General features: G+C 55.8%; 23 protein-coding genes. 3 read left to right on the forward strand and 20 right to left on the reverse strand.

Annotated features, from left to right (window positions below; all coding sequences use genetic code 11):
* Positions 1–20: 20 nt before the first annotated feature.
* The 19 genes from JYG33_RS04910 to JYG33_RS05000 form a co-directional block, all read right to left on the reverse strand.
* Positions 21–776, reverse strand: a complete 756-nt coding sequence (locus tag JYG33_RS04910) for a glucose 1-dehydrogenase (RefSeq protein ID WP_042480846.1) — start codon at positions 774–776, stop codon at positions 21–23.
* A 33-nt stretch (positions 777–809) separates the two neighbouring features.
* The gene (locus JYG33_RS04915; RefSeq protein WP_207874916.1) at positions 810–1,556 is read right to left on the reverse strand and encodes an SDR family oxidoreductase; all 747 of its coding nucleotides are present in this window, start codon (positions 1,554–1,556) and stop codon (positions 810–812) included.
* 8 nt (positions 1,557–1,564) lie between these two features.
* Positions 1,565–2,398 carry an alpha/beta hydrolase gene (locus tag JYG33_RS04920; protein WP_207874917.1) on the reverse strand — a complete coding sequence of 278 codons (834 nt, stop codon included), beginning with the start codon at positions 2,396–2,398 and terminating at the stop codon, positions 1,565–1,567.
* Positions 2,395–3,621 (reverse strand): CoA transferase, encoded by a 1,227-nt coding sequence (locus JYG33_RS04925; RefSeq protein ID WP_207874918.1) that lies wholly within the window; start codon positions 3,619–3,621, stop codon positions 2,395–2,397. Before JYG33_RS04925 ends, JYG33_RS04920 begins: the two co-directional genes overlap by 4 nt.
* Positions 3,618–4,424 carry an IclR family transcriptional regulator gene (locus JYG33_RS04930; protein ID WP_207874919.1) on the reverse strand — a complete coding sequence of 269 codons (807 nt, stop codon included), beginning with the start codon at positions 4,422–4,424 and terminating at the stop codon, positions 3,618–3,620. Before JYG33_RS04930 ends, JYG33_RS04925 begins: the two co-directional genes overlap by 4 nt.
* Entirely contained in the window at positions 4,421–5,566 is a 1,146-nt protein-coding gene (locus JYG33_RS04935) for a thiolase family protein (RefSeq protein WP_162090416.1), read from the reverse strand. The genes JYG33_RS04930 and JYG33_RS04935 overlap by 4 nt, the downstream gene beginning before the upstream one ends.
* 1 nt (position 5,567) lies before the next feature.
* Positions 5,568–6,005, reverse strand: a complete 438-nt coding sequence (locus tag JYG33_RS04940) for an OB-fold domain-containing protein (protein WP_243430276.1) — start codon at positions 6,003–6,005, stop codon at positions 5,568–5,570.
* An 18-nt stretch (positions 6,006–6,023) separates the two neighbouring features.
* Complete coding sequence (locus JYG33_RS04945; protein ID WP_207874920.1) at positions 6,024–6,854, reverse strand: alpha/beta hydrolase; 831 nt, start codon at positions 6,852–6,854, stop codon at positions 6,024–6,026.
* 220 nt (positions 6,855–7,074) lie between these two features.
* Positions 7,075–7,644 carry a nitroreductase gene (locus tag JYG33_RS04950; protein ID WP_207874921.1) on the reverse strand — a complete coding sequence of 190 codons (570 nt, stop codon included), beginning with the start codon at positions 7,642–7,644 and terminating at the stop codon, positions 7,075–7,077.
* A gap of 51 nt (positions 7,645–7,695) precedes the next feature.
* Entirely contained in the window at positions 7,696–8,433 is a 738-nt protein-coding gene (pdxJ, locus tag JYG33_RS04955) for a pyridoxine 5'-phosphate synthase (RefSeq protein ID WP_207874922.1), read from the reverse strand.
* Positions 8,434–8,488: 55 nt separating this feature from the next.
* Positions 8,489–9,952 (reverse strand): efflux transporter outer membrane subunit, encoded by a 1,464-nt coding sequence (locus JYG33_RS04960; RefSeq protein ID WP_207874923.1) that lies wholly within the window; start codon positions 9,950–9,952, stop codon positions 8,489–8,491.
* Positions 9,952–13,146 carry an efflux RND transporter permease subunit gene (locus JYG33_RS04965; RefSeq protein ID WP_207874924.1) on the reverse strand — a complete coding sequence of 1,065 codons (3,195 nt, stop codon included), beginning with the start codon at positions 13,144–13,146 and terminating at the stop codon, positions 9,952–9,954. Before JYG33_RS04965 ends, JYG33_RS04960 begins: the two co-directional genes overlap by 1 nt.
* 5 nt (positions 13,147–13,151) lie before the next feature.
* Positions 13,152–14,384, reverse strand: a complete 1,233-nt coding sequence (locus JYG33_RS04970; RefSeq protein WP_207874925.1) for an efflux RND transporter periplasmic adaptor subunit — start codon at positions 14,382–14,384, stop codon at positions 13,152–13,154.
* Positions 14,385–14,691: 307 nt separating this feature from the next.
* Positions 14,692–15,486, reverse strand: coding sequence for an ABC transporter ATP-binding protein (locus JYG33_RS04975; protein WP_207874926.1), 795 nt, complete (start codon positions 15,484–15,486; stop codon positions 14,692–14,694).
* Positions 15,486–16,382, reverse strand: coding sequence for an ABC transporter permease (locus JYG33_RS04980; RefSeq protein ID WP_207874927.1), 897 nt, complete (start codon positions 16,380–16,382; stop codon positions 15,486–15,488). The genes JYG33_RS04975 and JYG33_RS04980 overlap by 1 nt, the downstream gene beginning before the upstream one ends.
* A 79-nt stretch (positions 16,383–16,461) precedes the next feature.
* Positions 16,462–17,373, reverse strand: coding sequence for an ABC transporter substrate-binding protein (locus JYG33_RS04985; RefSeq protein WP_243430334.1), 912 nt, complete (start codon positions 17,371–17,373; stop codon positions 16,462–16,464).
* 153 nt (positions 17,374–17,526) lie between these two features.
* Positions 17,527–18,288, reverse strand: a complete 762-nt coding sequence (locus JYG33_RS04990; RefSeq protein ID WP_207874929.1) for a spermidine synthase — start codon at positions 18,286–18,288, stop codon at positions 17,527–17,529.
* Positions 18,289–18,474: 186 nt separating this feature from the next.
* Positions 18,475–19,650 carry an acetyl-CoA C-acyltransferase gene (locus tag JYG33_RS04995; protein ID WP_207874930.1) on the reverse strand — a complete coding sequence of 392 codons (1,176 nt, stop codon included), beginning with the start codon at positions 19,648–19,650 and terminating at the stop codon, positions 18,475–18,477.
* A 252-nt stretch (positions 19,651–19,902) separates the two neighbouring features.
* On the reverse strand, positions 19,903–21,084 hold the full coding sequence (locus tag JYG33_RS05000) for an acetyl-CoA C-acyltransferase family protein (protein WP_207874931.1): 1,182 nt from the start codon (positions 21,082–21,084) through the stop codon (positions 19,903–19,905).
* A gap of 193 nt (positions 21,085–21,277) precedes the next feature.
* Here JYG33_RS05000 and JYG33_RS05005 point away from each other — a divergent pair, with 193 nt between their 5' ends.
* Together JYG33_RS05005 and JYG33_RS05010 are read left to right on the forward strand one after the other, a co-directional pair.
* Positions 21,278–21,739 (forward strand): universal stress protein, encoded by a 462-nt coding sequence (locus JYG33_RS05005; protein WP_153230271.1) that lies wholly within the window; start codon positions 21,278–21,280, stop codon positions 21,737–21,739.
* A 62-nt stretch (positions 21,740–21,801) separates the two neighbouring features.
* Positions 21,802–22,587, forward strand: a complete 786-nt coding sequence (locus tag JYG33_RS05010) for an isocitrate lyase/phosphoenolpyruvate mutase family protein (protein ID WP_207874932.1) — start codon at positions 21,802–21,804, stop codon at positions 22,585–22,587.
* A gap of 77 nt (positions 22,588–22,664) precedes the next feature.
* Here the strand turns inward: JYG33_RS05010 and JYG33_RS05015 are convergent, their stop codons facing one another.
* A complete protein-coding gene (locus JYG33_RS05015) occupies positions 22,665–22,805 on the reverse strand; it encodes a hypothetical protein (RefSeq protein WP_207874933.1) in 141 nt (46 codons plus the stop codon).
* 286 nt (positions 22,806–23,091) lie between these two features.
* Here JYG33_RS05015 and JYG33_RS05020 point away from each other — a divergent pair, with 286 nt between their 5' ends.
* Positions 23,092–23,985 carry a LysR family transcriptional regulator gene (locus JYG33_RS05020; RefSeq protein WP_207874934.1) on the forward strand — a complete coding sequence of 298 codons (894 nt, stop codon included), beginning with the start codon at positions 23,092–23,094 and terminating at the stop codon, positions 23,983–23,985.
* Positions 23,986–24,109 lie beyond the last annotated feature (124 nt).

Raw genomic sequence — 24,109 nt, forward strand, 5'->3', positions numbered from 1 at the left:
AAGCCTCTTGCTAAGTGGGATTAGTTAAAACGCAGACCAGCATCCACGTTCAGTGTCTGACCAGTGATGTATTTGCTTTCATCAGAAGCCAGGAACATGGTGGCGCCGATCATGTCGCTGACATCCCCTTTGCGTTTCAGGGTTTGGGCAGCGATGATGGCGTCCCATTGCTCTGGACGAATGGTGTCGCGTGGGACTTCAGTCACGATGCCGTGCGGGCTGATAGCATTGACGTTGATGCAGTACTCACCCAGCTCGGTGGCCAGGGCGCGGGTCAAGGCAACAACCGCCCCTTTAGAGGCCACGTAGTGCGCGTAATTCGCACGGCCCGTCACCACAACGCTGGAAGAAATATTGATGATCTTGCCGCTTTGCTGTTGCTTCATGAAGGGCGATACCGCCTTGATGCAGTTAAAGACACCACGGGCATTCACGCCCATCACAAAGTCCCACTCGTCTGCGTCGATTTCTTCAAATGGCTTCATTTTCAGGGTCGAGAAAACGGCCGCATTGTTAATCAGCACGTCCACCGTGCCAAAGGCTTTGACTGCCTGCGCAACCATCTCGGCCGTGCTCTTGTCGTCCGACACATCAACTTTGACGGCCAGTGCCTGACCATTTTCTGCCTGAATTTCTGCGGCAACAGCCTGTGCTTTTTCGATGTTCAAATCAGCCACCACCACCGCAGCACCTGCCTTGGCAAATTCTTGCGCGTAGGCACGACCAATCCCTTGGCCCGCTCCGGTGATAATCACTGTTTTATTTTCAAATCTCACGATAGTTCCTTATTGATATGGGTATGAATGTGTTCAGGCAGGCATACGCAAGGTAGCCATACCACCATCAATATTGATGATGGTGCCGGTGTAAGACAGCGCACCCGGATGGGCAACGTGGGCAACCAGACGAGCAACCTCTTCGGGCTGAACCATTTGCCCGGTGGGTTGGCGACCGTGAAACTCATTGCGCTTGGCCACCGGATCGCTAGTGCGATTGGCCAGCTCGGTCATGAAGGGGGTGTCTACGGTGGCGGGGGCAATGCCCACTACGCGAATCTGCTCGGCAATCAAATCGGCGGACATGGCCAGCGTCATGGACTGGATCGCCCCTTTGCTGGCTGAATACAGCGCACGCTCGGGCAAACCATTGATCGCGGTGCAAGAAGACATATTGACGATCACGGCATTTTTCGACTGACGCAAATACGGCAAACACGCACGCGTACTACGCATATAGCCCAGCACGTTGATATTAAAAATGCGCAGCCAGTCTTCGTCACTGCCATCTTCTATCGTGCCCACAAAGCTCACACCGGCGTTGTTGACCAAGACATCAATGCGACCCTGTTCCTGGGCGAACCCGGCCAGTGCCAGATTCAAGGATTCCTGATCGGTCACATCAGCAATCAAAGCCGTAGCCCCTTCCGGGATGCCCTCAGGCTGACGGTCAATACCGCCAACGATAGCGCCCAGCTCCAGCAGGTGCTGGCATACAGCCTGGCCTATGCCTGCGGCGGCACCTGTGACAACAACGATTCGGCCTGTAAAGTCTGACATAAGCGTTCCTAGCGAAAATGAGTGGTGCCGGATGCCTTGAAATGCGCCAATAGCAAGTCAATCAAGGTATCGGGCGGGGTCAGTGGCAACATGTGCCCTCCCCCATCAATAATGTGTAGCGCGGTCTGTGTCTTGCCCGCCTTGTGCAAAGCATCCAGGATGATCTGCATGGCACTGGCGGGGGTAGACAGATCCTGGCTGCCCGTCAGCAGCAAAGTGGCCGGCAAGTGCGCCGCCAGGTCGCCGTACCCGGAAAACTGGGCAAGACTTTGCCAACTGCTCAGCAATGTCTCCACCGGAACCAGGCTGAGCTGTTGCTCTGCGTACTGCATGGCTTGGGCTAGCTCAGGGCTGGTCTCCAGCCCACCAAACCAGCGCTGCATGGTGGTCTCTACAATGGTTTGACGACTTTCATGCTGCATGGCCTGAGCACGCTCACCAAATACCGCCAAGCCCATCGGCGGGCTGGCGATAATGCTCAGGCTTTGCACCGTTTTAGTGGGACGATCGGCCAGCCTGGCCGCTGCCAGCGCTGCAATCACCCCGCCAATCGAATGTCCCAGCAAATGAACCTTGTCAAAACGGCAGGACTCCACCACCTTGACGGCATCGTCCACCAAGGTATCCAGGTCGAAATGCGATAGCGCGGCGGCCGAGCCATGACCTCGCAGGTCGTAGCTCAGACACGGGTAATCGGCAGCCAAGTGGCTGAACAGTGCGTCAAAGGAGCACGCATCGACCCCGATGGAGTGCAAGGCAATGACACACTCATCACGGCTCGCGCCCGTCTCTGCGACGAGCAAAGAGCTTGGGTAATGAAGCCTGGCCAATGGGGTCGTCATGCTTGGCTGCACGTGCTGTTCAACAACACGCCTTTACTTTGTAAAGACGACACGGCTTCAGCAGACAGGCTTAACCACTCACCCAACACGCGCGCATCATCCTCGCCCTTCTTGGGCGGGAACCGGGATGGAGCAGCATCAGCGCCCACGAACTTGATGGGGTTTCCAACCACCTCAATACTGTGGTCTTCATTTTGAAGGGCCAGAATCATGCTGCGCTCTGAATCGCGTGCATGTGCCAATGCCTCTGGAACGGACTGGATCAGGGCAACCGGCACGCTATGCTCTTCCAATAATGGAATCCAATGCGCAGCCGCCTGGGTCGCGAAAGCGCTTTCAAGCAGCTCCCACAAGGCCTGTTTGTTTTTCAGACGGCTGGCGCCATTCTGAAAGCGCTCATCGTCAATCAGCGACTCCAGGCCCAGCACACGGCACAAGCCTTGCCACATTCTCTCGGTATTGGCCGTCACTACAAACTCGCGGCCATCCCCACCTCGGAAAGAGCGATAGGTAGGAATAGAATCATGCTTGGCCCCTTGGGGAGCAGGCGTCACGTCCGCAATCAAGGCGTAAGCACTTTGATAAGACAGCATGGCTAACTGGCAATCCAGCATCGCCACATCCACAATCCGACCCTTACCAGTACGTTCCCTGTCAGCCAGGGCAGCATTGATAGCGATAGTCGCGTACAGGCCAGCCACCGTATCACCGGCTGGAATACCCAAACGTACGGCGGGTCTGCCCTCTTCGCCCGTCAGGCTCATGACGCCTGACAAGGCTTGCACAATCATGTCGTACGCAGGTTTGTCGCGATCCGGGCCGGTTTGTCCAAAACCACTAATGGACGCCCAGACCAGACCGGGATGCTCTTCACACAGGGCCTGCGGATCCAGGCCCAGACGGGCTGCCACACCGGGGCGGTAGTTTTCCACAACCACATCCGCTTTCAGGATCAGTTGTCGAACCAGATCCAGCCCTTCGGCGGTTTTCAGATTTACCGCCAAACTGCTTTTATTGCGGTTGATACTCAGATAGTAAGCACTATCCTCACCCACAAAATGGGGGGGAATACTGCGACTGGAGTCACCTTCCGGTGCCTCGATCTTGACCACTTCAGCCCCCAGATCCCCCAGCACTTGCGTACAAAAGGGACCGGACAAAAAGGTAGTGAGGTCGATGACCTTATAGCCTGCCAGGGGCTGCGCGGTAGCGGTATGACTCATAATTTGGTTTTTCTATGTCGGTATCCGAACATCTCGGACAGTTTTTCGGCATGATGAATAACGGCAGCGGTAATGGCGCTCAAACCTGCACTGGGCACACGGGTGGTGGGCATGGTCAAACAAATACAGCCCACAATGCCGTGGTTATCAAAGACAGGTGCGGCAACCCCGCGTGCATCGGGCAACTTCTCGCTCATGCTGTGGGCATAACCGTTCTGGCGCACTTCGCTCAGTTCTGCCAGGAGCGACTCCAAAGCAGGCAAAGGTGCATCTTGCGCCGGAGAGGTTTCAGCCTTGGCATACACACGCTCTATCGTGTCCTGATCCAGATACGCCAAAATAGCTTTGCCGGACGCGCCCCATACCAGGGACATGGGCTTGTGCAAATCAATCTGATATTGCAGCTTGTGCTCGCCCCGTGCGATGGCGGCAAAACTCATGGCCGACTCGCTGACGGCATACGTGCCAAACAGAACGGTCTCGTTGAACTCGGAAGCAATCTCGTCCAGAGAGTTTTGTGCCAATGCAGGCTTGGATTCAGCGCTCATGACTTGCGCCGCTACTCGATAAAATTCAGGCCCAATGCTGTACAAACCACTGCCACCACTGACCACCGCAACAAAATCATCTTTGCGCAGCAGATTCAGCAAGCGGTGAGCCGTTGAAGGGGCCAGGCCCATTTGCTCGGACACTTGCTTGACGGTTACCGGGCCGTTGGACTCGGCCAAGACAGCCAATAGCTGAAGCGCGCGGCTTACGGTTCCGGTTGAACTAGTAGAGGTGGACGTGTTTTGTGTGGTCATATCTGGGCTTCAAAAATATGGATTGCACAAGCACCATGATCAAGGCCCGCAATACCGCCACCCGTGACGTGAGTCATGGCGTAGCGAGCATCAGGAACCTGACGTTCTCCGGCCTGGTGTGTCAGTTGCCAGTACATTTCCACGGCTTGGGCCACACCGCTTGCTCCCACTGGGTGACCCTTGGCCAGCAAACCTCCACTGGGGTTCACCACCACGTCACCGCCGTAGGTACTGCGGCCATCCAGCAGAAACTGAGCGGACTGCCCGACCTCACACAAACCTAGTGCTTCGTAATAAATAAGTTCGGCGATTGTAAACGCGTCATGCAGCTCAACTGCATCCAGATCCTGGGCGGTGATCCCCGCCATCTTGTAGGCGTCGCGGGCGGATTCCGCTGAAATCTCGGGACGGGTCATATCGCGAAAGCCGCTGGTCGCCTGACCGGAATGCAGCACGGACGCAGCGACACGCATGGCAGGTTTCTGCAAGCGTTTCAAGGCACGCTCGGACACCATGATCAAGGCTGCCGCGCCATCACCCGTAGGGCAACATTGCAGCAAGGTCAGCGGATCACAAATAGGACGGGATGCCAGCACCTGCTCCACCGTCAGCGGATCGCGATACTGTGCATAGGGATTATGTTTGCTGTGTGTGCGAGCCTTGATGGAGACCTGTGCCAGAACTTCTGGCCCCAGATTGCGTTCATGCAGGTAACGACGAGCACGCATGCCATATACCGCAGGCATCACCAAACCTTGCTGGACTTCGGGATCTTCCTGCACCAAAGGCAAGGTGCCTCCGCCAAACTGCGTGAGCTTGTCCACACCGATCACCAGTACGACGTCGTGTCGGCCAGCCTGGATATCTTTCCACGCCAAGTGAATGGCCGTGGCCCCACCCGAGCAGGCGTTATCGCAATTGACGACGGGCACCGTGCCAATACCGATTTCCTTGACCAAGCGCTGTCCCGTCAACATGCCGCCAAAGGCGTGGCCGCAAACAACAGCATCAATATCCTGAGCCTGTACACCAGCACTGGCCATCGCGTTCAGGATGGCAGGCAAGGCCAAACCGGTATAGCTGGATTCTTTATGACGAGCCATGGGAATCATGGCCGCGCCGACTACATACGCTTCACTCACCTTACTTCTCCGCCGACATAGGAGTTACAAACCAGTCATTGCCATCCGTGGCGGTGCTGACAGGCATATCGCAATACAAGGCACTCACGTCTTCACAACGTACGTGTGCCAAAACACGCACCCCGTTAGGAAAATCCACATATCCCAAGGTGTAAGGCGTGGGGCGCGACGCAGAAACGTAAATGGTGGAAAAACTGTAGAGCTTTCCAAACGGGCCAAAAAACATGTCCTGCATGTCACGGGCACCTGTTTCCATGCAGACTGCACGGACAGGAAAAGCCTGACTGCCGCTGGAACGGCTCTGGCTGCCACGCAACAAGACGGCGCCATCTTCAACAACAAACTGGCTCGCCTGGTCTGAGGCAATATCGCGTATCGGCTGTGCATGTACACCGAACGCCATGGCCGTCGGCAGCTCAGTAGATTCAGTAACTGGCATGAATTAATCCTTGCAGCATTAATTAACTTGATTCCAAAAATTCTCAATTTGCAGTGCGAAGGCCTCGGGCACTTCAACCGGCGCCGTATGGCCGGACTGCTCAAATACCGTATGTGTGCTGTCTGGAAGCAAGCTGTGCATATGCTCCATATCAGCAGGCTTTTTGGCTCTGTCCAAAGCGCCGCTGATCAACAAATGAGGGGTGGTGTTGCCTGCCAAAAAAGGCTGATAGTCAGGACGGGCAAACACACCATTGACTGAGTCGGCAATACTGGGGGGCAAGTGTGCGAAGTAGTCGCGCCACTGCTCCTGCTGAGCCTGAGCGGCAAGGTCTGTGCTGGTCAGAAAGGCGTCCCCAAACATGGTTTGCAGCAAGGCCGACACATAGGGCGCACCGCCATCACGACGCAGTTGCGCTTCCAGTTGATCGAAACGCTCTTTCTGCTGTTCAGCCATTGAGGTGCAGCAAGACAGGACGGCAGAACGAACCTGCTGAGGAGCACACTGCATCAGCTCCTGAGCCACATAACCTCCCATCGAGCTGCCCACTACATGCAGAGAAGAAAGCTGCAGCACCTGAGCGAGGAACGCGTAGTCCTGTGCCAACTGATGCATGGTGGCGGGTTTCTGGCCTGCGGTGCTCAAACCCTGATTACGATGATCCGGGCAAATAATGTGCCATTCGTTTTGCAGCGCCTGGATCACGGGCAGGAACATGCCGCCATTGAAAAACAGGGAGTGCAGCATGAGCACGGATGGACGAGATGCGCTGGGCTGCCCAATTTCTACGTAATGTAGTTCGGCCCCATCGGGAAGCATCAGGTGCTGTGTGCTGACTCGTTTCATCATTTTCCTGTAGATATTCCGTTAATCGGAATGTCATTCTAATGTATGGAATAATGATAAAAGCGGGGCTAGGTTCATGCCTATAAGTACAAACCCTAGGACACAAAAAAAGCCTGAATCCAGAAAGGATTCAGGCTTTTTAAAACATTCCACAGCAATCACCCTCCAGGGTGATGCCAGGTAACCAGCCCTATCTCAGAGCCGGTTCATCACTAGCCAGACTTCAGGCAGCTTGCCACTCAGTCAGAAACTGTTGAGGCTCAGGGCGCTGCGCAGGGCCTAATTTATGAATCGGTGTACCCACCGACACAAAGCCCAGGAACTGGTAATCCAGGGAATCAAAACCCAAGGCTTCAGGGACTTCTTCGCCGTAGGTGCCCAGGCCGGTGCTCCAGAACGCGCCAAAACCCAGTTGATGCGCTGCATGCAGCATATTGCTGACGGCCGCACCCGTTGCCAGAACACGTTCCAGTTCTGGAATTTTTTCTTCGCCATGATCGATGTGGCTGGCCACAGCAATCAGCATGGGCACTTTGGACAACCAGGCGCGAACGCTGGCGGCTTTCTGCTCGGTCAAAGGATTACCAGCACGTTCGTTAGCGGCAATGGCCAGCTCGCCCAATGCCTGCACGTTCTCACCGCGAATCAGGCAAAAGCGCCATGGCTGCAAACGGCCATGATCAGGAGCGCACATGGCGGCGCGCAAAATCAGATCCAGCTCTTGCTCGCTCGGGCCGGGGCCTTGCACCAGCTTGATGGAGCGACGGGACAATAAAGAATCAATGGTACTCATCGTATTTCCAGAATCGGTTAAGAGTGCCCTGCCCTGAAAGGCAGGGCTCAGTCAGGCTTGAGCAGGAGCGCCCGCTTGCACCAGCAGGGCTTTCATATCGCGCACGGCTTTTTCCCAACCGTCAAAAACGGCCTGGGCAACAATAGCGTGGCCAATATTCAGCTCCGCCAAACCCGGCAAGGCGGCAATTGCCTGTACGTTGCCGTAATGCAGGCCATGACCGGCATTCACACGCAAACCTTGCGACACACCCTGGGCGATACCCGCACGGATGCGTTCCAGTTCGCTAGCGGCTTGCTCGGGCGTTTGAGCGTCCGCATAGGTGCCGGTATGCAGTTCAATCACGGTTGCGCCAACTTGGCTGGCCGCCTGAATTTGAGCGGGGTCGGCATCAATGAAAAGCGACACACGAATGCCTGCGTCCTGCAGTTGCTGCACTGCCGCCTTGACCTGATCCAGACGACCGACCACATCCAACCCACCTTCGGTGGTCAGTTCGGCACGGTGTTCGGGAACCAGGCAGACATCGTCCGGTTTGATCCGGCAAGCGATGTTCAGCATTTCGGTGGTGATGGCGCATTCCAGATTCATCCGGGTACGCAGCACGGGGCGCATGGCCTCGACGTCGGCATCCTGAATATGACGCCGGTCTTCACGCAGATGTAAGGTGATCAGGTCCGCTCCGGCTTCTTCTGCTCGCAAAGCGGCCTGAATTGGATCAGGGTATGTGGTCAGACGCTGCTGGCGCAGCGTCGCCACATGATCGATATTGACGCCCAGTTCTAACATTCCCCAAGGACCTCCGTAGTTTCAGGGATGAATGACTAGACGTATTATCGCCTGTTTATTCCGGCGCTGTCCCGGGAGCCGGAGTCTTTGTTTCAGGCTTGACGGTTTCGGCTGTCCAGCCGCCACCCAAAGCCTTGTACAACTCGACGCGGTTCATCAGGGAAGCCAGGCCAGTCTGGATATAGGCTTGACGGGTGCTGTACAGGCTGACTTCAGCCGTTTGCACCTGCAGGAAACTGTCTATACCCACTTCGTAACGCAGCTTGGCCAAACGCAAACCTTCGCTGGCTGCCTGATCGACTTCCTGCAAAGCGTCGATCTGCTGGCCATAGGTCGCTTCGCCCGCCAGAGCATCAGCCACTTCACGGAAGGCCACCTGAATGGTCTTTTCGTACTCGCTGATCGCAATATCACGACGAGCCTCGGCCAGATCCAGATTGGCCCAGGTGCTGCCGGACAGCAGCGGCATGGTGATTTGCGGCTGGAACTGCCAGTAACGGTTACCCGAACTGAACAGGCCACCCAGCTCAGGGCTCATGAAGCCCAGCAAGCCAGTCAGGCTCAAACGTGGGAAGAAAGCCGCCCGCGCCGAACCGATGCTGTAGTTGGAACCGCGCAAAACGTGTTCCGCAGCCAGAATGTCAGGACGACGCTCCAGCAGTTCTGCCGACAAGCCCACAGGCAAGCTAGGCATCAACTGAGCACGGGTAAAAGGCAGACCAGCGGGCAAGTCAGTCGGTATGTCACTACCCAACAAGACCTGCAAGGCATTCAAGGCGCGCTGACGATCACGCTCCACAGCCTGCATATCGGAGCGCACCGTGTTGTATTGCACCTTGGCCTGATTCAGGTCCAGCGCAGATACCGTACCGGCATCAAACGAGGACTGCACCAGACGCAGCGTCTCTTGACGGCTGCGCAAGGTATTGCTCATCAAGGCATGCAGCTCTTCAGCGCTACGTACTTTGAAATACGCTTCGGCTGTGCCCGCCACCAGGGCGATATGCGCGGTGCGCTGGGCCTGTTCAGTCGCAAAGTATTGTTCGCGAGCGGCACGGGCCAGGTCACGGACTCGACCAAAGAAGTCCAGTTCAAAGGCGGTGATACCGACACCGGCCTGGTAAGAGCGGGAGACAGGCGCCGAGCTTGGGCCACCAGGACGCAGGTCAGCCGGTGTGTGGGTAGCCTGCTGGGCCGCCTGCACACCAATGCTGGGCAACTGGTCACTGCGTGCCACACCGTACTGCGCACGAGCTTCCTCGATACGCTGGGTGGCAATACGCAAGTCACGGTTGTTTTCCAAAGCCTGCCCGATCAGGGCATGCAAGCGCGGATCGGTAAAGAATTCGCGCCAGCCCAGATCAGCTGCCTGGGCGGCATCCGCCTGGCCCTGCTGGGCCAGAGGGAATTGCGCAGGCACCGGAGCGTCGGGACGCTCGTACTTCGGTGCCAGTGAGCAAGCCGACAAGGCAAACGCCACAGCCAGCACTACAGGACTACGTAAAAACAGGCTAGACATTAGTGCTGTCCTCCTTGCGAACCGGCGGCTGGTGTACCTTGCTTGGCCAGTTCTTCCTCGTGCATTTTGGCGGCTTCGCCAAACAGACGAGGTTTGGTTTTAAAGAGCTTGAGAATCACGACAAAGAAGGTCGGCACCATCAAGACCGCCAAAGGCGTTGCGGCCAACATACCGCCCAGCACGCCCAGACCCACCGCGTTCTGGCTGGCAGCACCCGCACCGGTAGAGGTAGCCAGAGGCACCACACCCAGCACAAAGGCAAAGGAGGTCATCAAAATAGGACGGAAACGCAGACGGGCAGCTTCCAGAGTGGCGTCGATCAAGGTTGCGCCACGAGCGTAGGCATCCTTGGCAAACTCCACAATCAGAATCGCGTTCTTGGCCGACAGACCGATCACCGTCACGATACCCACCTGGAAGTACACGTCATTAGGCATACCCAGACCGGACACCAGCAAGACCGAACCCAGCATGCCCAGTGGCACGGCCAGCATCACGGACAGCGGGATAGCCCAGCTTTCGTACAAGGCAGCCAGCAACATGAACACCACCAGAATGGCCAGACCCATCAAGATACCCGACTGACCCGCAGCCTGACGTTCCTGGTAGGACAGACCTGTCCAGTCCACGCCGAAACCGCTAGGCAATTGCTTCATCAGGTTTTCCATCTCGATCATGGCTTCACCCGAGGTGTAGCCAGGAGCGGGACCACCACTGATACGTACGGACTCGTAGCTGTTGTAGCGCACGATCTGCACCGGACCTTGTTCCGTAGTCTGGGTCACAAAGGCAGACAGCGGAACCATCTTGCCCTCGCTATTGCGAGCGTTCAGCTTGAGCACGTCGTCGATGGTCATGCGGTATGGCGCATCCGCTTGTACCCAGACACTTTGCACGCGTCCCTGGTTGGTAAATTTACCCACGAAAGACGAACCCAGAGCGCCACCAATCAAGGCAGAGGCTTCGCTAAAGTTCACGCCCAGAGCGGCGGCTTTTTCACGGTCAATTTCCAGACGAATCTGTTTGCCCGGTCCCAAGCCGGTAATACGCACGCTCTGTGGATCAAACACAGGGCTTGCCTTGGCCAGACCCAACAACTGGTCAGCCGCTGCCATCAATTCATCGTGACCCATGCCACCACGGTCTTCCAGACGCATATCAATACCCGAGGAGTTACCCAGAGCAGAAATAGCGGGTGGCACAATCGCGATCACCATGGAGTCGGGCAAACCGAACAGCAACTGGCCCATGGCCTTGCCGGAAATGGCTTGAGCCGAGTTTTCCTTGCCTTTACGTTCGTTGAAGTCCTTCAAAGGCACAAACGCAATCGCCGAGTTCAAACCACTACCGTTAAAGCTGAAGCCCTGAACGGCAATGATGTTTTCAACCTGGGGTTGCTCTTTAAAGTAGTCCTCGACCTTGGAGATGGTTTCAATCGTACGGTTAGCTGTCGAACCGGCAGGCAGCTCGATGTTGGCAATCACGTAGCCCTGATCTTCTTCAGGCAAGAACGCGGTTGGCATGCGCATGTACAAGAAGCCCAGCACCAGCACCATGATCAGGTAGATGAACATCATCCGACCGCCACGACGCAGCGTCTTGCCAATAAAGCTTTCGTAGCCCTTGGTCGTACGCGTAAAGACGCGGTTGAACCAGCCAAAGAAACCACGCTTGGTTTCGTGATGGCCTTTGGGAATCGGCTTGAGCAAAGTCGCGCACAGTGCAGGGGTAAAGGTCAGTGCCAAAAAGCCGGAGAAGGCAATCGATACAGCCATCGCCACCGAGAACTGGCGATAAATCACGCCCACTGAACCGGCCATAAAGGCCAGTGGCAGGAACACGGCCGACAGCACCAGGGTAATACCGACAATCGCGCCACTAATCTGCGGCATGGCTTTTTTGGTGGCTTCTTTAGGTGAAATACCCTCTTCCACCATGATCCGTTCGACGTTCTCCACCACCACGATCGCGTCGTCCACCAAAATACCAATGGCCAGCACCATCGCAAACATGGTGAGCACGTTCACCGACATGCCCAGCACCTGCATCACCGCGAAAGCACCCAAAATAGCCACAGGCACAACCAGAGCGGGAATCAGGGTATAGCGTACATTCTGCAAGAACACGTACATCACGATGAACACCAGCACCATCGCTTCCAGCAAGGTGTAAACCACCTGGGTGATGGATTTGTCCACGTAGGGAGACGTGTCGTAAGGAATGTCGTAGCGGATGTTTTCCGGGAAGAACTCGGCCAACTTCTCCATTTCGACTTTAATGGCAGCAGCGGTATCCAGCGCGTTCGCTTCAGGCAGCAAGGAAATAGCAAATGCGGCCGTTGGCTTGCTGTTCAGACGGGCACCAAACTGGTAGTTGTCCGCCCCCACTTCAACACGTGCCACATCCTTGATGCGCACCGTCGAACCATCTGCCTGCGAGCGCAGGATGATGTTCTCAAACTCTTTAACAGTTTGCAGTTGACCATTCACCGTGATCGGCGCCGCAACACGTTGGCTGTCCTGGTTAGGTGGACCACCCAGAATACCCGCCGACACCAGCATGTTCTGCTGGCGAATCGCGTTGGTCACATCCGATGGGCTCATCTGGTAACCCACCAGCTTGGCGGGGTCCAGCCAGACGCGCATGGCGCGACCCGAGGCAAACAACTGGAAGCGAGCCACACCAGGAACACGAGAAATCGTGTTCTTGATATTGCGCTCGATATAGTCGGCCAGGGCCGTCTGGTCCAGACTGCCGTCCGTGGACGACAAGGTCACCACTTGCAGAAAGCCGGTACTGGATTGCTCCACGTGCAGGCCCTGCTCCATCACTGCCGTCGGCAAGGACGCAGTAATGTTGCTGACCCGGTTCTGGACGTCCACCTGAGCCATGTCAGGATTGGTGCCAGGACGGAAGGTTGCCGTAATTTCGGTCGAGCCGTACGAGTCACTGACGGACTCGTAATACAGCAGGCCCTTGGCACCGTTCAACTGATCTTCAATCACACTGGCGACCGTGCTGGCAACGTCTTCCGCCGTTGCACCTGGGTAGGTCGCCCGGATCGTGACAGAAGGAGGTGCCACATCGGGATACTGCGCTACGGGCATATTGGGCAAAGCCAATAAGCCAAATAGCGTGATCGCCAAGGCAACGACCCATGCAAAAATGGGCCTTTCAATAAAAAACTGAGGCATGTCGCTTACTCGCTAGACTTGGCTTCGGTTGGCTCAGCAGCGGCGGGTTCCTGTGCGGGGGCCGCAGCAGCATCAGCACCGGCTGGCTTGTTGCCCTTCCAAGGAATCGTCTGAACAGGAGCGCCGGGACGAATCTTCTGGAAGCCTTCTACAATAATCTGGTCACCGGCTTGCACGCCTTTATTGACCACATATTGACCATGGCTTTCAGGGCCCAGCACAACGGGAACGGATTGCGCTTTGTCTTCACGCACCACATACAGATTGGACGCACCGTCCGAGGTGTATTGAACGGCTTGTGCAGGCACCAGCAAGGCATCCGGGATCACCCCTTGCTCCAGACGCAGGCGAACATACATGCCGGGCAAGAGAATTTCGTCGGGGTTCGGGAACACGGCACGCAAGGTCACTTGCGAGGTAGACGGATCCACGCTGACACCGCTAAACAGCAAGACACCATCCTGATCGTAGGTAGAGCCATCTTCCAGCACGGCGGTGGCCTTGGCCTGGCCTTCACCGGCGGAGGTCAAGCTGCCGTCGGCCATGGCACGACGCAATTGAGTCAGTTCAGCGGTAGAACGCGTCACGTCCACATAAACCCGATCCAGTTGCTGCACGGTCGCCATATGTGTGGCATTGGCGGCCGACACCAAGGCACCTTCCGTCACCAGGGACTTGCCGATACGGCCAGCAACGGGCGAGACAATCTTGGTGTAACCCAAATCAATATTGGCACTTTCCAGAGCAGCCTGTGCAGCCGCAATCGACGCATCGGCTTGCATGGCGCGCGCTTTGGCGTTGTCGTAATCCTGACGCGAAACCGCGTTTTCCTTGATCAGACGCTCGTAACGCTGAGCCAGTTGTTTAGCGCTTTGCGCATCTGCCTGGGCGTTTTTCAACTGAGCAGCGGCCTGATTGCGAACCGCACGGTAAGGAGCGGGATCAATCGTAAACAAGAGCTGGTCCTGTTTAATTTCAGCACCCTGCTCAAAGTTGATTTCTTCCACAATCCCGGAAACACGGGCGCGGATTTGCGCATCTTTGATGGCTTCGACTCGTCCAGGCAGCTCGGAGAACAACTCGGTAGAGGTCGGTTGGACGGTAATCACACTGACCGGGACCTTCATCCCGCCGGCCGGAGCTTGAGGCTCTTTATTGCCGCAAGCGGCGAGCAGAACCAAGGAAGAGAAGGCAGCGATACGAAACGGCTGCCGACCCAGCAAGCTTTTAAATGACATGAAGAACTCCTGAGCTAAGCGTTGCATGGGAGTTTAACGCTTAAACTGACTGGATTGTATGGTTTGGACAAGCAGCAAGTATATGTCGAAAAAGCTCAAATAAAACAGCAAAATTTGCGATGAGACTCATTTCGGTCTTGCTATCATTTGGCGACTACGATTAGCCAGCTACCCCCTTGCACCTGCCCCGTCGTCTGCCTGCCTCAAAAGAACACGTATTATCATATACCTAGGGTTTTTTGAATATAAAAAAACCGCGTTTAAACCCTAGAGTTCACGCGGTTTTCCAGATCCGGAATAGTGCTTTCTAACCGAGCAACAAACTATCGTCGGCCAGCGTTTCACCCCGCACCCGCTCGAACATCTCCAGCAAATCACGTACATCCAGGCCTTGGCGCTGTTCACCACTGACGTCCAGCACCACCTTGCCCTGGTGCAGCATGACCGTGCGGTCACCCACATCCAGCGCCTGGCGCATGCTGTGCGTCACCATCATGGTGGTCAGGCCACCTTCACGCACAATACGGTTAGTTAGTTGCAGGACAAAGTCAGCGGTACGCGGATCCAACGCCGCCGTATGTTCGTCCAGCAGCAAAATCTTGGAAGGACGCAAGGCAGCCATCAACAAGCTGACGGCTTGACGCTGACCACCCGACAACAAACCGATACGGTCTGTCAGACGGTTTTCCAGGCCCAGACCCAAGGTTTCCAGACGCTCGGCAAATTCCGCACGCATGGAATGACGCACGGCACGGCTCAGACCCCGACGACTGCCCCGGCACGTTGCCAAAGCCATGTTCTCTTCAATAGTCAGGTCTTCACAGGTGCCGGCCATCGGGTCCTGAAACACACGGGCAACCCAATTGGCACGCTCCCACACCGGGCGACGGGTAACGTCCACATTGTCGATCATGATGTGGCCGTCATCGACGGACTGGTCACCGGAGATCGCATTCAGAAAGGTGGACTTGCCCGCGCCGTTGGAACCGATCACGGTCACGAACTGCCCTTCTGGAATCGTCAGGGACAAACCACGCAAGGCGCGGGTTTCAATAGGCGTACCTGGATTAAAAGTCAGGGACAGGTTTTTTGCTTCTAACATTACTGGGCCCCCTTCTGTTTACGAGCACGCTTTTTCTTGAGCAGAGGAATCACCAGCGCTACTGTCACCAGCAAAGCGGTTACCAGATTCAAGTCCTGAGCTTTCAGGCCGATCACATCGGCATTCAGAGCCAAGGCAATAAAGAAGCGGTACAGAATCGCACCCAGCACCACAGCCAAGGTGGCGTAGAACAGTTTGCGTGCGGGCAAAATGCTTTCACCCACAATCACAGCGGCCAGACCAATCACGATCGTACCGATACCCATAGAGATATCTGCACCGCCTTGCGATTGAGCAAACAAGGCACCGGCCAAGGCGACCAGAGCATTGGAAATAGCCATACCCAGCAAGAGCATATTGCCGGTTGCCACGCCTTGAGCACGCGCCATGCGTGCATTGGCGCCAGTGGCACGCATCGCCAAGCCCGTTTGGGTGCCAAAGAACCAGTCCAGCGCCAGCTTGGCGGCCAGAACCAGAGCAATCAGCAACAAGGGACGCGCAATATAGTCAGCAATGGACTCAGGCTGCAGAATCGTGAATACCGTGGGTTCCATGATCAAGGGCACATTGGGGCGACCCATAATGCGCAAGTTGATGGAATACAAGGCGATCATCATCAGGATACTGGCCAGCAGATCCATGATCTTCAGACGTACATTCAGCCAGCCCGTAATCGTGCCAGCAATCGCACCGGCAAAGGTGGCAACGACGGTAGCCAGAAAGGGATCGTTACCCTGGCTGATCAGGATGGCGGCAACGGCCCCACCCAAAGGAAAACTGCCATCGACCGTCAGGTCAGGAAATCGCAGGATGCGAAAAGAAATCAGAACACCCAGAGCAACCAGTCCGAAAATCAGACCAATCTCCAGGGCCCCCCACATTGAATAAATAGACATATTGTTGGACGTCTAGGATACAAAAGAAACAGGCGGGCAGCTTGTGGCAACCCACCTGCAAGAAGCAGTCAGATCAGGCTTATTCGACGATTTTTGTAGCGGACTTCACGAAGTCCTCGTTAAGCGAAACGCCTTGGCGCTTGGCAGCGCCCGGATTGACATACAGTTCCAGATTGCTACTGGTCTCGGAAGCCATATCACCAGGTTTTTCACCCTTCAGAATACGGATGACCTGTTGACCGGTTTGCAGACCCAGGTTGTAGTAATTCACACCCAAAGCAGCGATGGCACCACGGGCCACACTATCGGTGTCCGAGGCGATCAAAGGCACTTTGGCATCGTTACCGACCTTGACCAGGGATTCGTAAGCCGACACCACGTTGTTATCCGTATTGGTGTAGATCACGTCCACCTTGCCCACCAGACTACGAGCGGCAGCGCCCACGTCCACGGTACGTGGCGCAGTGGCCTCGACCAAGGTCATGCCGTGCTTGGGCAGCAATTCCTTCATTTCCTTGACGACCACGGCGGAGTTGGCCTCGCCAGGGTTGTAGACCATGCCCACGCGCTTGGCGTCAGGCACGACCTTCTTGATCAGATCCACTTGGGCTTCCAATGCCAGGGCGTCAGAAACACCGGTCACATTGGTACCCGATGCGGCCATGCTGGGCACCAGATGCGCCACAACAGGATCGGTCACAGCCGAATACACCACGGGAATCGTCTTGGTTGCCGACACAACGGCCTGAGCAGACGGTGTGGAAATGGCCACAATCACGTCAGCCTTGTCGCCCACGAATTTGCGAGCAATCTGTGCAGCAATGGCAGGGTTGCCTTGCGCGGTCTGAAATTGCCATTTGAAGCCCGAAGCTTCGTTGTAACCGGCATCAGTCAGTGCTTTGTGTACCCCATCCTTAATGGCGTCCAAGGCCGGATGTTCCACAATCGACGATACCGATACAGATTGCGCCTGAACCGCAGCGCTCGACATCAATCCCACACACGCCAAAGCGGCCGCCACCTGATGCACCGATCTGATCAGTTTCATCCAATACTCCTTAGATGCAAAAACAATAATTTTAGGCGTTAAGTCTAACGCGAACAGCAAGACTTTGCCCCTTGAGGTAATCCCTGCCCCGACTCTCTATTGATCCTGCATCTGCCGACGGAAAGACAGCAATTCCCGAGCCCACCGAGTCGCTGGCAAACCGTAATCGGCCTGCACCTGTTCGGCACGGTTCAGCAGCTCTCCTGCCGTCATCTCCAGCGTACTGCCCTTAAAGGCCAGCACAACCTGGTTGCCCTCATCCATCTCGGGCAACAGCAGGACTTTGCCATTGAAGGCTTCACGAATATTGTCGATATTGTGTTTGAAGCTGGGATGCGCACCAAAAAGATTGACGGTCATAATGCCCTCGTCGTCCAGAATGGCACGGCAATCCTGATAAAACTCCAGACTGTCACGCACCGGACCTTCGGCATGAGCGTCATATAAATCCACCATCAAGGCGCGATATTGGCCGTGCTGATCGCTGTCTTGCACCCAGACCCCGGCATCAGCCTGATCAATCAGGGAGCGCGGGCTACGTGGCAAACGGAAAAAGGCATGACACATCCCGATGACCGACGGGTTCCATTCCACCGTCTGAACCTGGCTGTCGGTCTGCTTCAGACAGAAGCGCAACAAGGAGCCCGCCCCCAGGCCCAGAATAGCCAGCTTGTGTTCGGGTTTGGGGTCTTCCATAAATAGCAGCCAGGCCATCATCTGTTGTGTGTAGGCCAAGACCAATTCAGCGGGCTTGCGAATACGCATGGCACCTTGAATCCACTCCGTTCCAAAATGCAGATAACGGATCCCTTCGCTTTCCGACAATGTGGGACTATCGTCCCCCTGCTCACCAGCCATGAAACTCTTCCTTGCAAATCAGTCAGGCGACCCGGCTCAAACAGGTGCCACGCGGCCCCCGACACAATCCTGCACCTGGATCTAAGCTGACGACAGAGAAAACAACGCCAAAAGGCGGCATCGCGCCACTTCCGGCGTTTTTTAGCAAGGCGCCATCATAACAGTGATCACTAGATGGGGAACGGCTCACTGACGTTCGATAATCATGGCCACTCCCTCGCTACCGCCATGACACATGGTTACCAGGGCATACCGCCCATGGATGCGCTGCAACTCATGCAAAGCCTTGACCACCAGTGCCGCTCCTGTCGCCCCCAAAGGGTGCCCCATACTGATACTGCCGCCATTCGGATTGACACGCTCCGGATCAAAATCCAGTTCTTTGGCAACGGCGCAAACCTGTGCTGCAAACGCCTCATTGGACTCGATCACATCGATATCGCTAACCGTCAGCCTCGCTCGCTTGAGCGCCAGGCGAGTCGCTGGCACCGGCCCCATTCCCGCAAATTGTGGGTCCACGCCCGCATGCGCCCATGAGCGCAGCTTGCCCATGGGTTCCAAGCCTTTCCGGCGCGCCTGCCCCTCTTCCATCATCAGCACCACCGCTGCCGCATCGGCCAAGCCCAGGATATTACCGGCCGTCACCGTTCCCCCGTCGCTCTGGAAAATAGGCTTCAAGGCGGCAAGCTGTTCCAGACTGCCATCATGCCGAACATGCTCATCCTGCTCGAAGGCGATCCCATCGTGGCCCACCATAGGGACGATCTGCTCTTTAAAGTAGCCATTTTCAATGGCACGAAGCGCTCTACGGTGCGACTCCAGGGCCAATTGGTCCTGTTCACAACGAGACACACCGTACTTTCTGGCGACATTCTCCCCCGTCACCACCCCCACATGCTCCCGAGTTAAAGGGCTGATGAAAATTTCCGACAGCACATCAACCAAGGCCACATTGCCCATGCGGCTCCCCCAGCGCTGGCTTGTCGCCATATACGGCATTCGACTGGTGCTTTCCACACCGCCCGCCAAGGCCACGCTGGCCTCACCCAATATGATCGCTTGCGCTGCCGAAATAATGGCCTGCAAACCTGATGCACATAAACGGTTCACGCTCATCGCAACTGCCTCATGAGCGACTCCCGCTTTCATGGAGGCTGCCCGCGGCAAATAGATATCCTGGGGCTCGGTCAGCACCACTTGCCCCATCACCACCTGCTCCACCTCCGAGGCGGATACGCCACTTCTGCCCAACACTTCCTGCATGACCGCAGCCCCCATCTCAACGGGAGAGACACTCCGTAAGGCGCCGCCGAAATTACCGAAAGCGGTTCGACACGCCTGAACCAGGACGACTTCTTGCATACGAATCTCCTTTTATTCTGACGAGAGAAAACAAGGGCTTCATGCTCAGCCACACAAGCCCCGCATTACTTTTAAAACAATTCGATGCAACTGGCCGAGTGCTTAGGGGCCGCTACAAAAACAAATCATCAAGTCGGCGTTTTTATAAGACTTACTTGTATATGCCGCAAAAAAAAGCCGGAAAGCGGTTTGAAACCACTTCCGGCTTTCTTGCTCTCTAAACCAGGCTTGGAGAGAGACTATCCGCAACGCTTAGGGGCGCTCGAAAATCGCCGCAATGCCCTGCCCGCCACCAATACACATGGTGACCAGCGCGTAACGACCCTGAACACGCTGCAATTCATGCAAGGCCTTCACGGTAATGGCCGCGCCGGTCGCCCCAATGGGGTGGCCCAAGCTGATACCGCTACCGTTGGGATTCACACGAGCCGGGTCCAGACCCAATTCACGCACCACTGCACACGCTTGAGCGGCGAAGGCTTCGTTGGACTCGATCACATCCAGATCCGACACGTTCAAACCGGCGCGCTCCAGCGCAAAACGCGTTGCGGGCACAGGGCCAATTCCCATGATGCTCGGGTCCACACCTGCATGGCCCCAGGACACCAGCTTGGCCAAGGGTTTCAAACCACGCTGGCGAGCTTCTTCGGCACACATCAGCAGCACAGCGGCCGCACCATCATTCAGGCCAGACGCATTACCGGCAGTCACGCTGCCACCCTCGGGCAAGAACACAGGCTTGAGGCCCGTAAAGTTGTCCATGGTCGCATCCATACGGACGTGCTCATCCTGATCAAACACAATCTCGCCCTTACGGCTTTTCTGGATGATGGGAACGATCTGTTCTTTAAAATAGCCTTGCTCAATCGCACGACGCGCACGTTGGTGCGACTCCAGTGCCAGCTCGTCCTGGTCGGCACGGGTAACGCCATACTGACGGGCCACGTTTTCAGCCGTAATACCCATATGAACGCGATCAAACGGGTCTGTCAGTGCGCCGGTCATCATGTCCATCATGACCGAATCCCCCATGCGGGCACCCCAGCGATGGGCGCTGGACATATACGGAGCCCGGCTCATGCTCTCTGCGCCACCGGCCAAAGCGACTTTGGCATCACCCAGCAGGATTCCCTGTGCCGCCGACACAATGGCTTGCAGACCGGAACCACACAAACGGTTGACGTTCATGGCCGGAGTGCCGTGTCCCACGCCTGCCTGTACCGAGGCCACACGCGACAAGTACATATCACGCGGTTCGGTCTGGATGACCTGCCCCATCACCACATGCTGAACGTCTGCTGCCGACACGCCACTTCTGTCCAGTACTGCGCGCAATACCGTGGCTCCCATCTCGATTGGCGACACATTCTTCAGACCACCACCAAAATCACCAATCGCGGTACGGCATGCCTGGACTACAACCACTTCTTTCATATGAATCTCCCTCAATCCCAGTGGGATATGATGACCTGCATAAAAAAGCCGAGCTGACAAAAACGTCCACTCGAATATACACGGCTGCCATGGAAAACCATAAAGCAGACACAAAGACCGTAATTCGCAGTATGGTTTGATACCTTACCCACAAGACACGTTCTTGATAACCCTTTTTATAGGATTCCCCCTCATGTACGAGCGTATCCTGGTATGCACCGACGGCTCAGAACTGTCCGCCCACGCTGTCACCCATGCCCTGAATCTGGCCAAGACCAGCGGCGCCAAATTGCTGGCCCTGCGCGTCATTCCGCGCTATCGCCAAAGCTACCTGGAGGGCGGCCCCATTATTGATCAGAAGCTCGATAGCCGTATCGAAGCCTCCTGGGTAGAGCACGCGCAATCCGAACTGGCTGCCGTCAAGCAAGCCGGGAAAGATATTGGCGTCTCGGTGAAAGGTCTGGTGGTGAAATCCGAACTGGTGGCCGATGCCATTATTTCCACCGCTGAAAAACAAAACGCCGACTTGATCGTGATGTCCTCGCACGGCCGCAAAGGCTACAAGCGCCTGCTATTGGGCAGCGAAACACAACATGTGCTGACCTATTCGGAAATTCCGGTATTGGTTATTCGCAAGAAAGCCAAGAAAAAATAAAAATATCGCCAGGCATCAAAACGCAAACTTCGGTTTGCGTTTTTCGTTCTCAGGAGCCCGCCATGAGCATTAGCACACAGGAAAAACGCCGCCGCTTTCGCGCCTTGCATGAAAGTGGCCTACTGATTTTGCCCAATCCCTGGGACATAGGCGGAGCCAAACGCCTGGAACGTCTGGGTGCACAGGCCATTGCTAGCAGCAGCGCAGCCTTTGCCTGGTCAAACGGTCTGGAAGATTTTGAGGTGGGCCGAGATGCTCTTCTCGCCCATTTGCAGGAGATAGCGGCCAGCACAGACTTGCCGCTTAATGCCGACTTTGAAAATGGTTTTGCCGATGAGCCGGATCAAGTCGCCGCGAATGTGACCCTGGCGATTCAAACCGGTATTGCCGGTTTATCCATTGAAGATCGCTACGGTGACGAGCTTTATGATCTGGACTTGTCCGTAGCCCGCCTGCAGGCAGCCAAGCAAGCCATTAACGCCAGCGGTGAGGATGTCCTGCTGATAGGACGTTGTGAAGGTCTGTTGATCGGCCTGCTGGATCTGGCTCAAACCATTACCAGATTGCAAGCCTATGCCCAGGCGGGAGCAGATGTGGTCTACGCGCCCGGTTTGCGCGAACTGGACGATATTGCCCAAGTGGTACAGGCGCTGGCCCCTACCCCGGTCAACGTGCTGCTGATTCACCCCGGGCTCAAGGTCCCCGATCTGGCCGCTATTGGCGTGCGTCGTGTCAGCACCGGTTCACAACTGGCCCTGGCGACCTGGAACCGTTTTGAACAAGCCAGTTTGCAACTTCTGGAACAAGGGCATTTACCCCCTACCCAGCCGCATCGCCGCTGGTCCTGACTCACAGACACAAAACAAGCAGGCATAAAAAAAGCGCAAGCCTCACAGCTTGCGCTTTTTAACCCTTCAGTCAGAACTTAGCTGTCCTGAGCCTGGTCGCTGGACGCGTCCACCTTGGCTTCCTGATCGGTTTCTACGGCAGCTTTCTTAGGAGCAACCCAATTCAGGGGCTCAACCTCGAATGCTTGTTTACGACGTACTGGTTTCGATTTGCTCACGAATAACTCCTGCTCAATATCGACAGGGGGCGCTGCCCTTAGCGCCCCGATTTCTTTATTATATCAATGATTAGACCACAAATCAATTTTGCTTATGATATGAGCTCATTATGAAAGCAAATTAGGCGACGTTAGAACAAAATAAAGACAAATTGAAACAGCGTTTTCTCATAGACGATTCAGACCAAAACAAGGGCCCTGACTACGTCGCGATTCATACCGCTACAAGGCAAGCGTAAAAACTCAGTTTTCACACATTTGCGTACAACAATAAAGAGACAATGGCATGCACGATTTCCGCCCCACCGACAACCTGGATCGCTCCTTGCGCGGCTTTTTACGCATCGCTCAATTGGGCTCGGTCAGCAGAGCCGCCGATGATTTGGGACAAAGCCAATCCAGCCTGAGCAAACAATTAAGTTCGCTGGAGCAAAGCCTGGGCCAGACTCTGTTTACGCGCACTGGGCGCGGAGTCAGCCTGAATGATGCTGGTGAGCTGCTGCGCCAAGCCATCGAGCCCGCCTATAGCCGCATTGACAGTGCCATTCATGCTGTACGCCAGGATCACGGCGTCAATTCAGGCACAGTGCGGCTGGCCACCGTACATACCTTGAGCTACTACTTCATGTCCGATGTGGCTGCCGCTTTCATGAGTTCCCACCCAGGCGTGAATTTGTCCTTGTTGGGACGCAGTTCGCCCGAGGTCGTGGCTTTGGTGGAAAGCGGCAAGGCCGATGTGGGTTTTGTGTACGACTCGGCGGTGGACTGTGGAGGCTTGATCTCGCACACTTTGTTTGACGATCAAATGTGCCGCATCTCCGCCCGGCAGGAGCCTTTTCCCAATGCAGACTTAAGCCACCAGACCTTGCGCCTGATCGGCTTTCCGCCCCACTACGCCCTGCGCCGCATGATTCACAGCAGCGGCCTGCATCCCGAATTTGTGACCGAAGTTGAAACCATAGACGCCATGTTGCGGCTGGTGGCTTCAGGACTGGGAGACTGTATCTTGCCCAGCCGCATTCCCGACAGCCTGTTGCACGAGCACAATCTGCATAAATACCCCATTGAGCAGCCCATTCTGCAACGCCGCGTCGTCGCAATCTTGCGGGCAGACCGTGATCCGCAAGCCCTGACCTCCAGGCTACTGGAATGTGCTTTACGCACAGCCCAAAGCGTATAGCAAGACTTTGCAACAAGAACCAGTCGCAAGGGTTCGTCACAGATAAACAGTCCATAAAAAGGGGCCTGATGAGAGACCCTTCAAGTCTGGAACGCTTCCAGAATCCTGAAGGCCAATCATCAGG

It is taken from the genome of Alcaligenes sp. SORT26 (genome assembly GCF_017377875.1).
GTDB classification, from domain to species: Bacteria; Pseudomonadota; Gammaproteobacteria; order Burkholderiales; family Burkholderiaceae_B; genus Alcaligenes; species Alcaligenes parafaecalis.

Coding starts and splice junctions, on each gene's coding strand:
- JYG33_RS04915 (WP_207874916.1), bottom strand. CDS start 1,556: ATGTCAGACTTTACAGGCCGAATCGTTGTTGTCACAGGTGCCGCCGCA.
- JYG33_RS04920 (WP_207874917.1), bottom strand. CDS start 2,398: ATGACGACCCCATTGGCCAGGCTTCATTACCCAAGCTCTTTGCTCGTC.
- JYG33_RS04925 (WP_207874918.1), bottom strand. CDS start 3,621: ATGAGTCATACCGCTACCGCGCAGCCCCTGGCAGGCTATAAGGTCATC.
- JYG33_RS04930 (WP_207874919.1), bottom strand. CDS start 4,424: ATGACCACACAAAACACGTCCACCTCTACTAGTTCAACCGGAACCGTA.
- JYG33_RS04940 (WP_243430276.1), bottom strand. CDS start 6,005: ATGCCAGTTACTGAATCTACTGAGCTGCCGACGGCCATGGCGTTCGGT.
- JYG33_RS04945 (WP_207874920.1), bottom strand. CDS start 6,854: ATGATGAAACGAGTCAGCACACAGCACCTGATGCTTCCCGATGGGGCC.
- JYG33_RS04950 (WP_207874921.1), bottom strand. CDS start 7,644: ATGAGTACCATTGATTCTTTATTGTCCCGTCGCTCCATCAAGCTGGTG.
- pdxJ (WP_207874922.1), bottom strand. CDS start 8,433: ATGTTAGAACTGGGCGTCAATATCGATCATGTGGCGACGCTGCGCCAG.
- JYG33_RS04960 (WP_207874923.1), bottom strand. CDS start 9,952: ATGTCTAGCCTGTTTTTACGTAGTCCTGTAGTGCTGGCTGTGGCGTTT.
- JYG33_RS04965 (WP_207874924.1), bottom strand. CDS start 13,146: ATGCCTCAGTTTTTTATTGAAAGGCCCATTTTTGCATGGGTCGTTGCC.
- JYG33_RS04970 (WP_207874925.1), bottom strand. CDS start 14,384: ATGTCATTTAAAAGCTTGCTGGGTCGGCAGCCGTTTCGTATCGCTGCC.
- JYG33_RS04975 (WP_207874926.1), bottom strand. CDS start 15,486: ATGTTAGAAGCAAAAAACCTGTCCCTGACTTTTAATCCAGGTACGCCT.
- JYG33_RS04980 (WP_207874927.1), bottom strand. CDS start 16,382: ATGTCTATTTATTCAATGTGGGGGGCCCTGGAGATTGGTCTGATTTTC.
- JYG33_RS04985 (WP_243430334.1), bottom strand. CDS start 17,373: ATGTCGAGCGCTGCGGTTCAGGCGCAATCTGTATCGGTATCGTCGATT.
- JYG33_RS04990 (WP_207874929.1), bottom strand. CDS start 18,288: ATGGCTGGTGAGCAGGGGGACGATAGTCCCACATTGTCGGAAAGCGAA.
- JYG33_RS04995 (WP_207874930.1), bottom strand. CDS start 19,650: ATGCAAGAAGTCGTCCTGGTTCAGGCGTGTCGAACCGCTTTCGGTAAT.
- JYG33_RS05000 (WP_207874931.1), bottom strand. CDS start 21,084: ATGAAAGAAGTGGTTGTAGTCCAGGCATGCCGTACCGCGATTGGTGAT.
- JYG33_RS05005 (WP_153230271.1), top strand. CDS start 21,278: ATGTACGAGCGTATCCTGGTATGCACCGACGGCTCAGAACTGTCCGCC.
- JYG33_RS05010 (WP_207874932.1), top strand. CDS start 21,802: ATGAGCATTAGCACACAGGAAAAACGCCGCCGCTTTCGCGCCTTGCAT.
- JYG33_RS05020 (WP_207874934.1), top strand. CDS start 23,092: ATGCACGATTTCCGCCCCACCGACAACCTGGATCGCTCCTTGCGCGGC.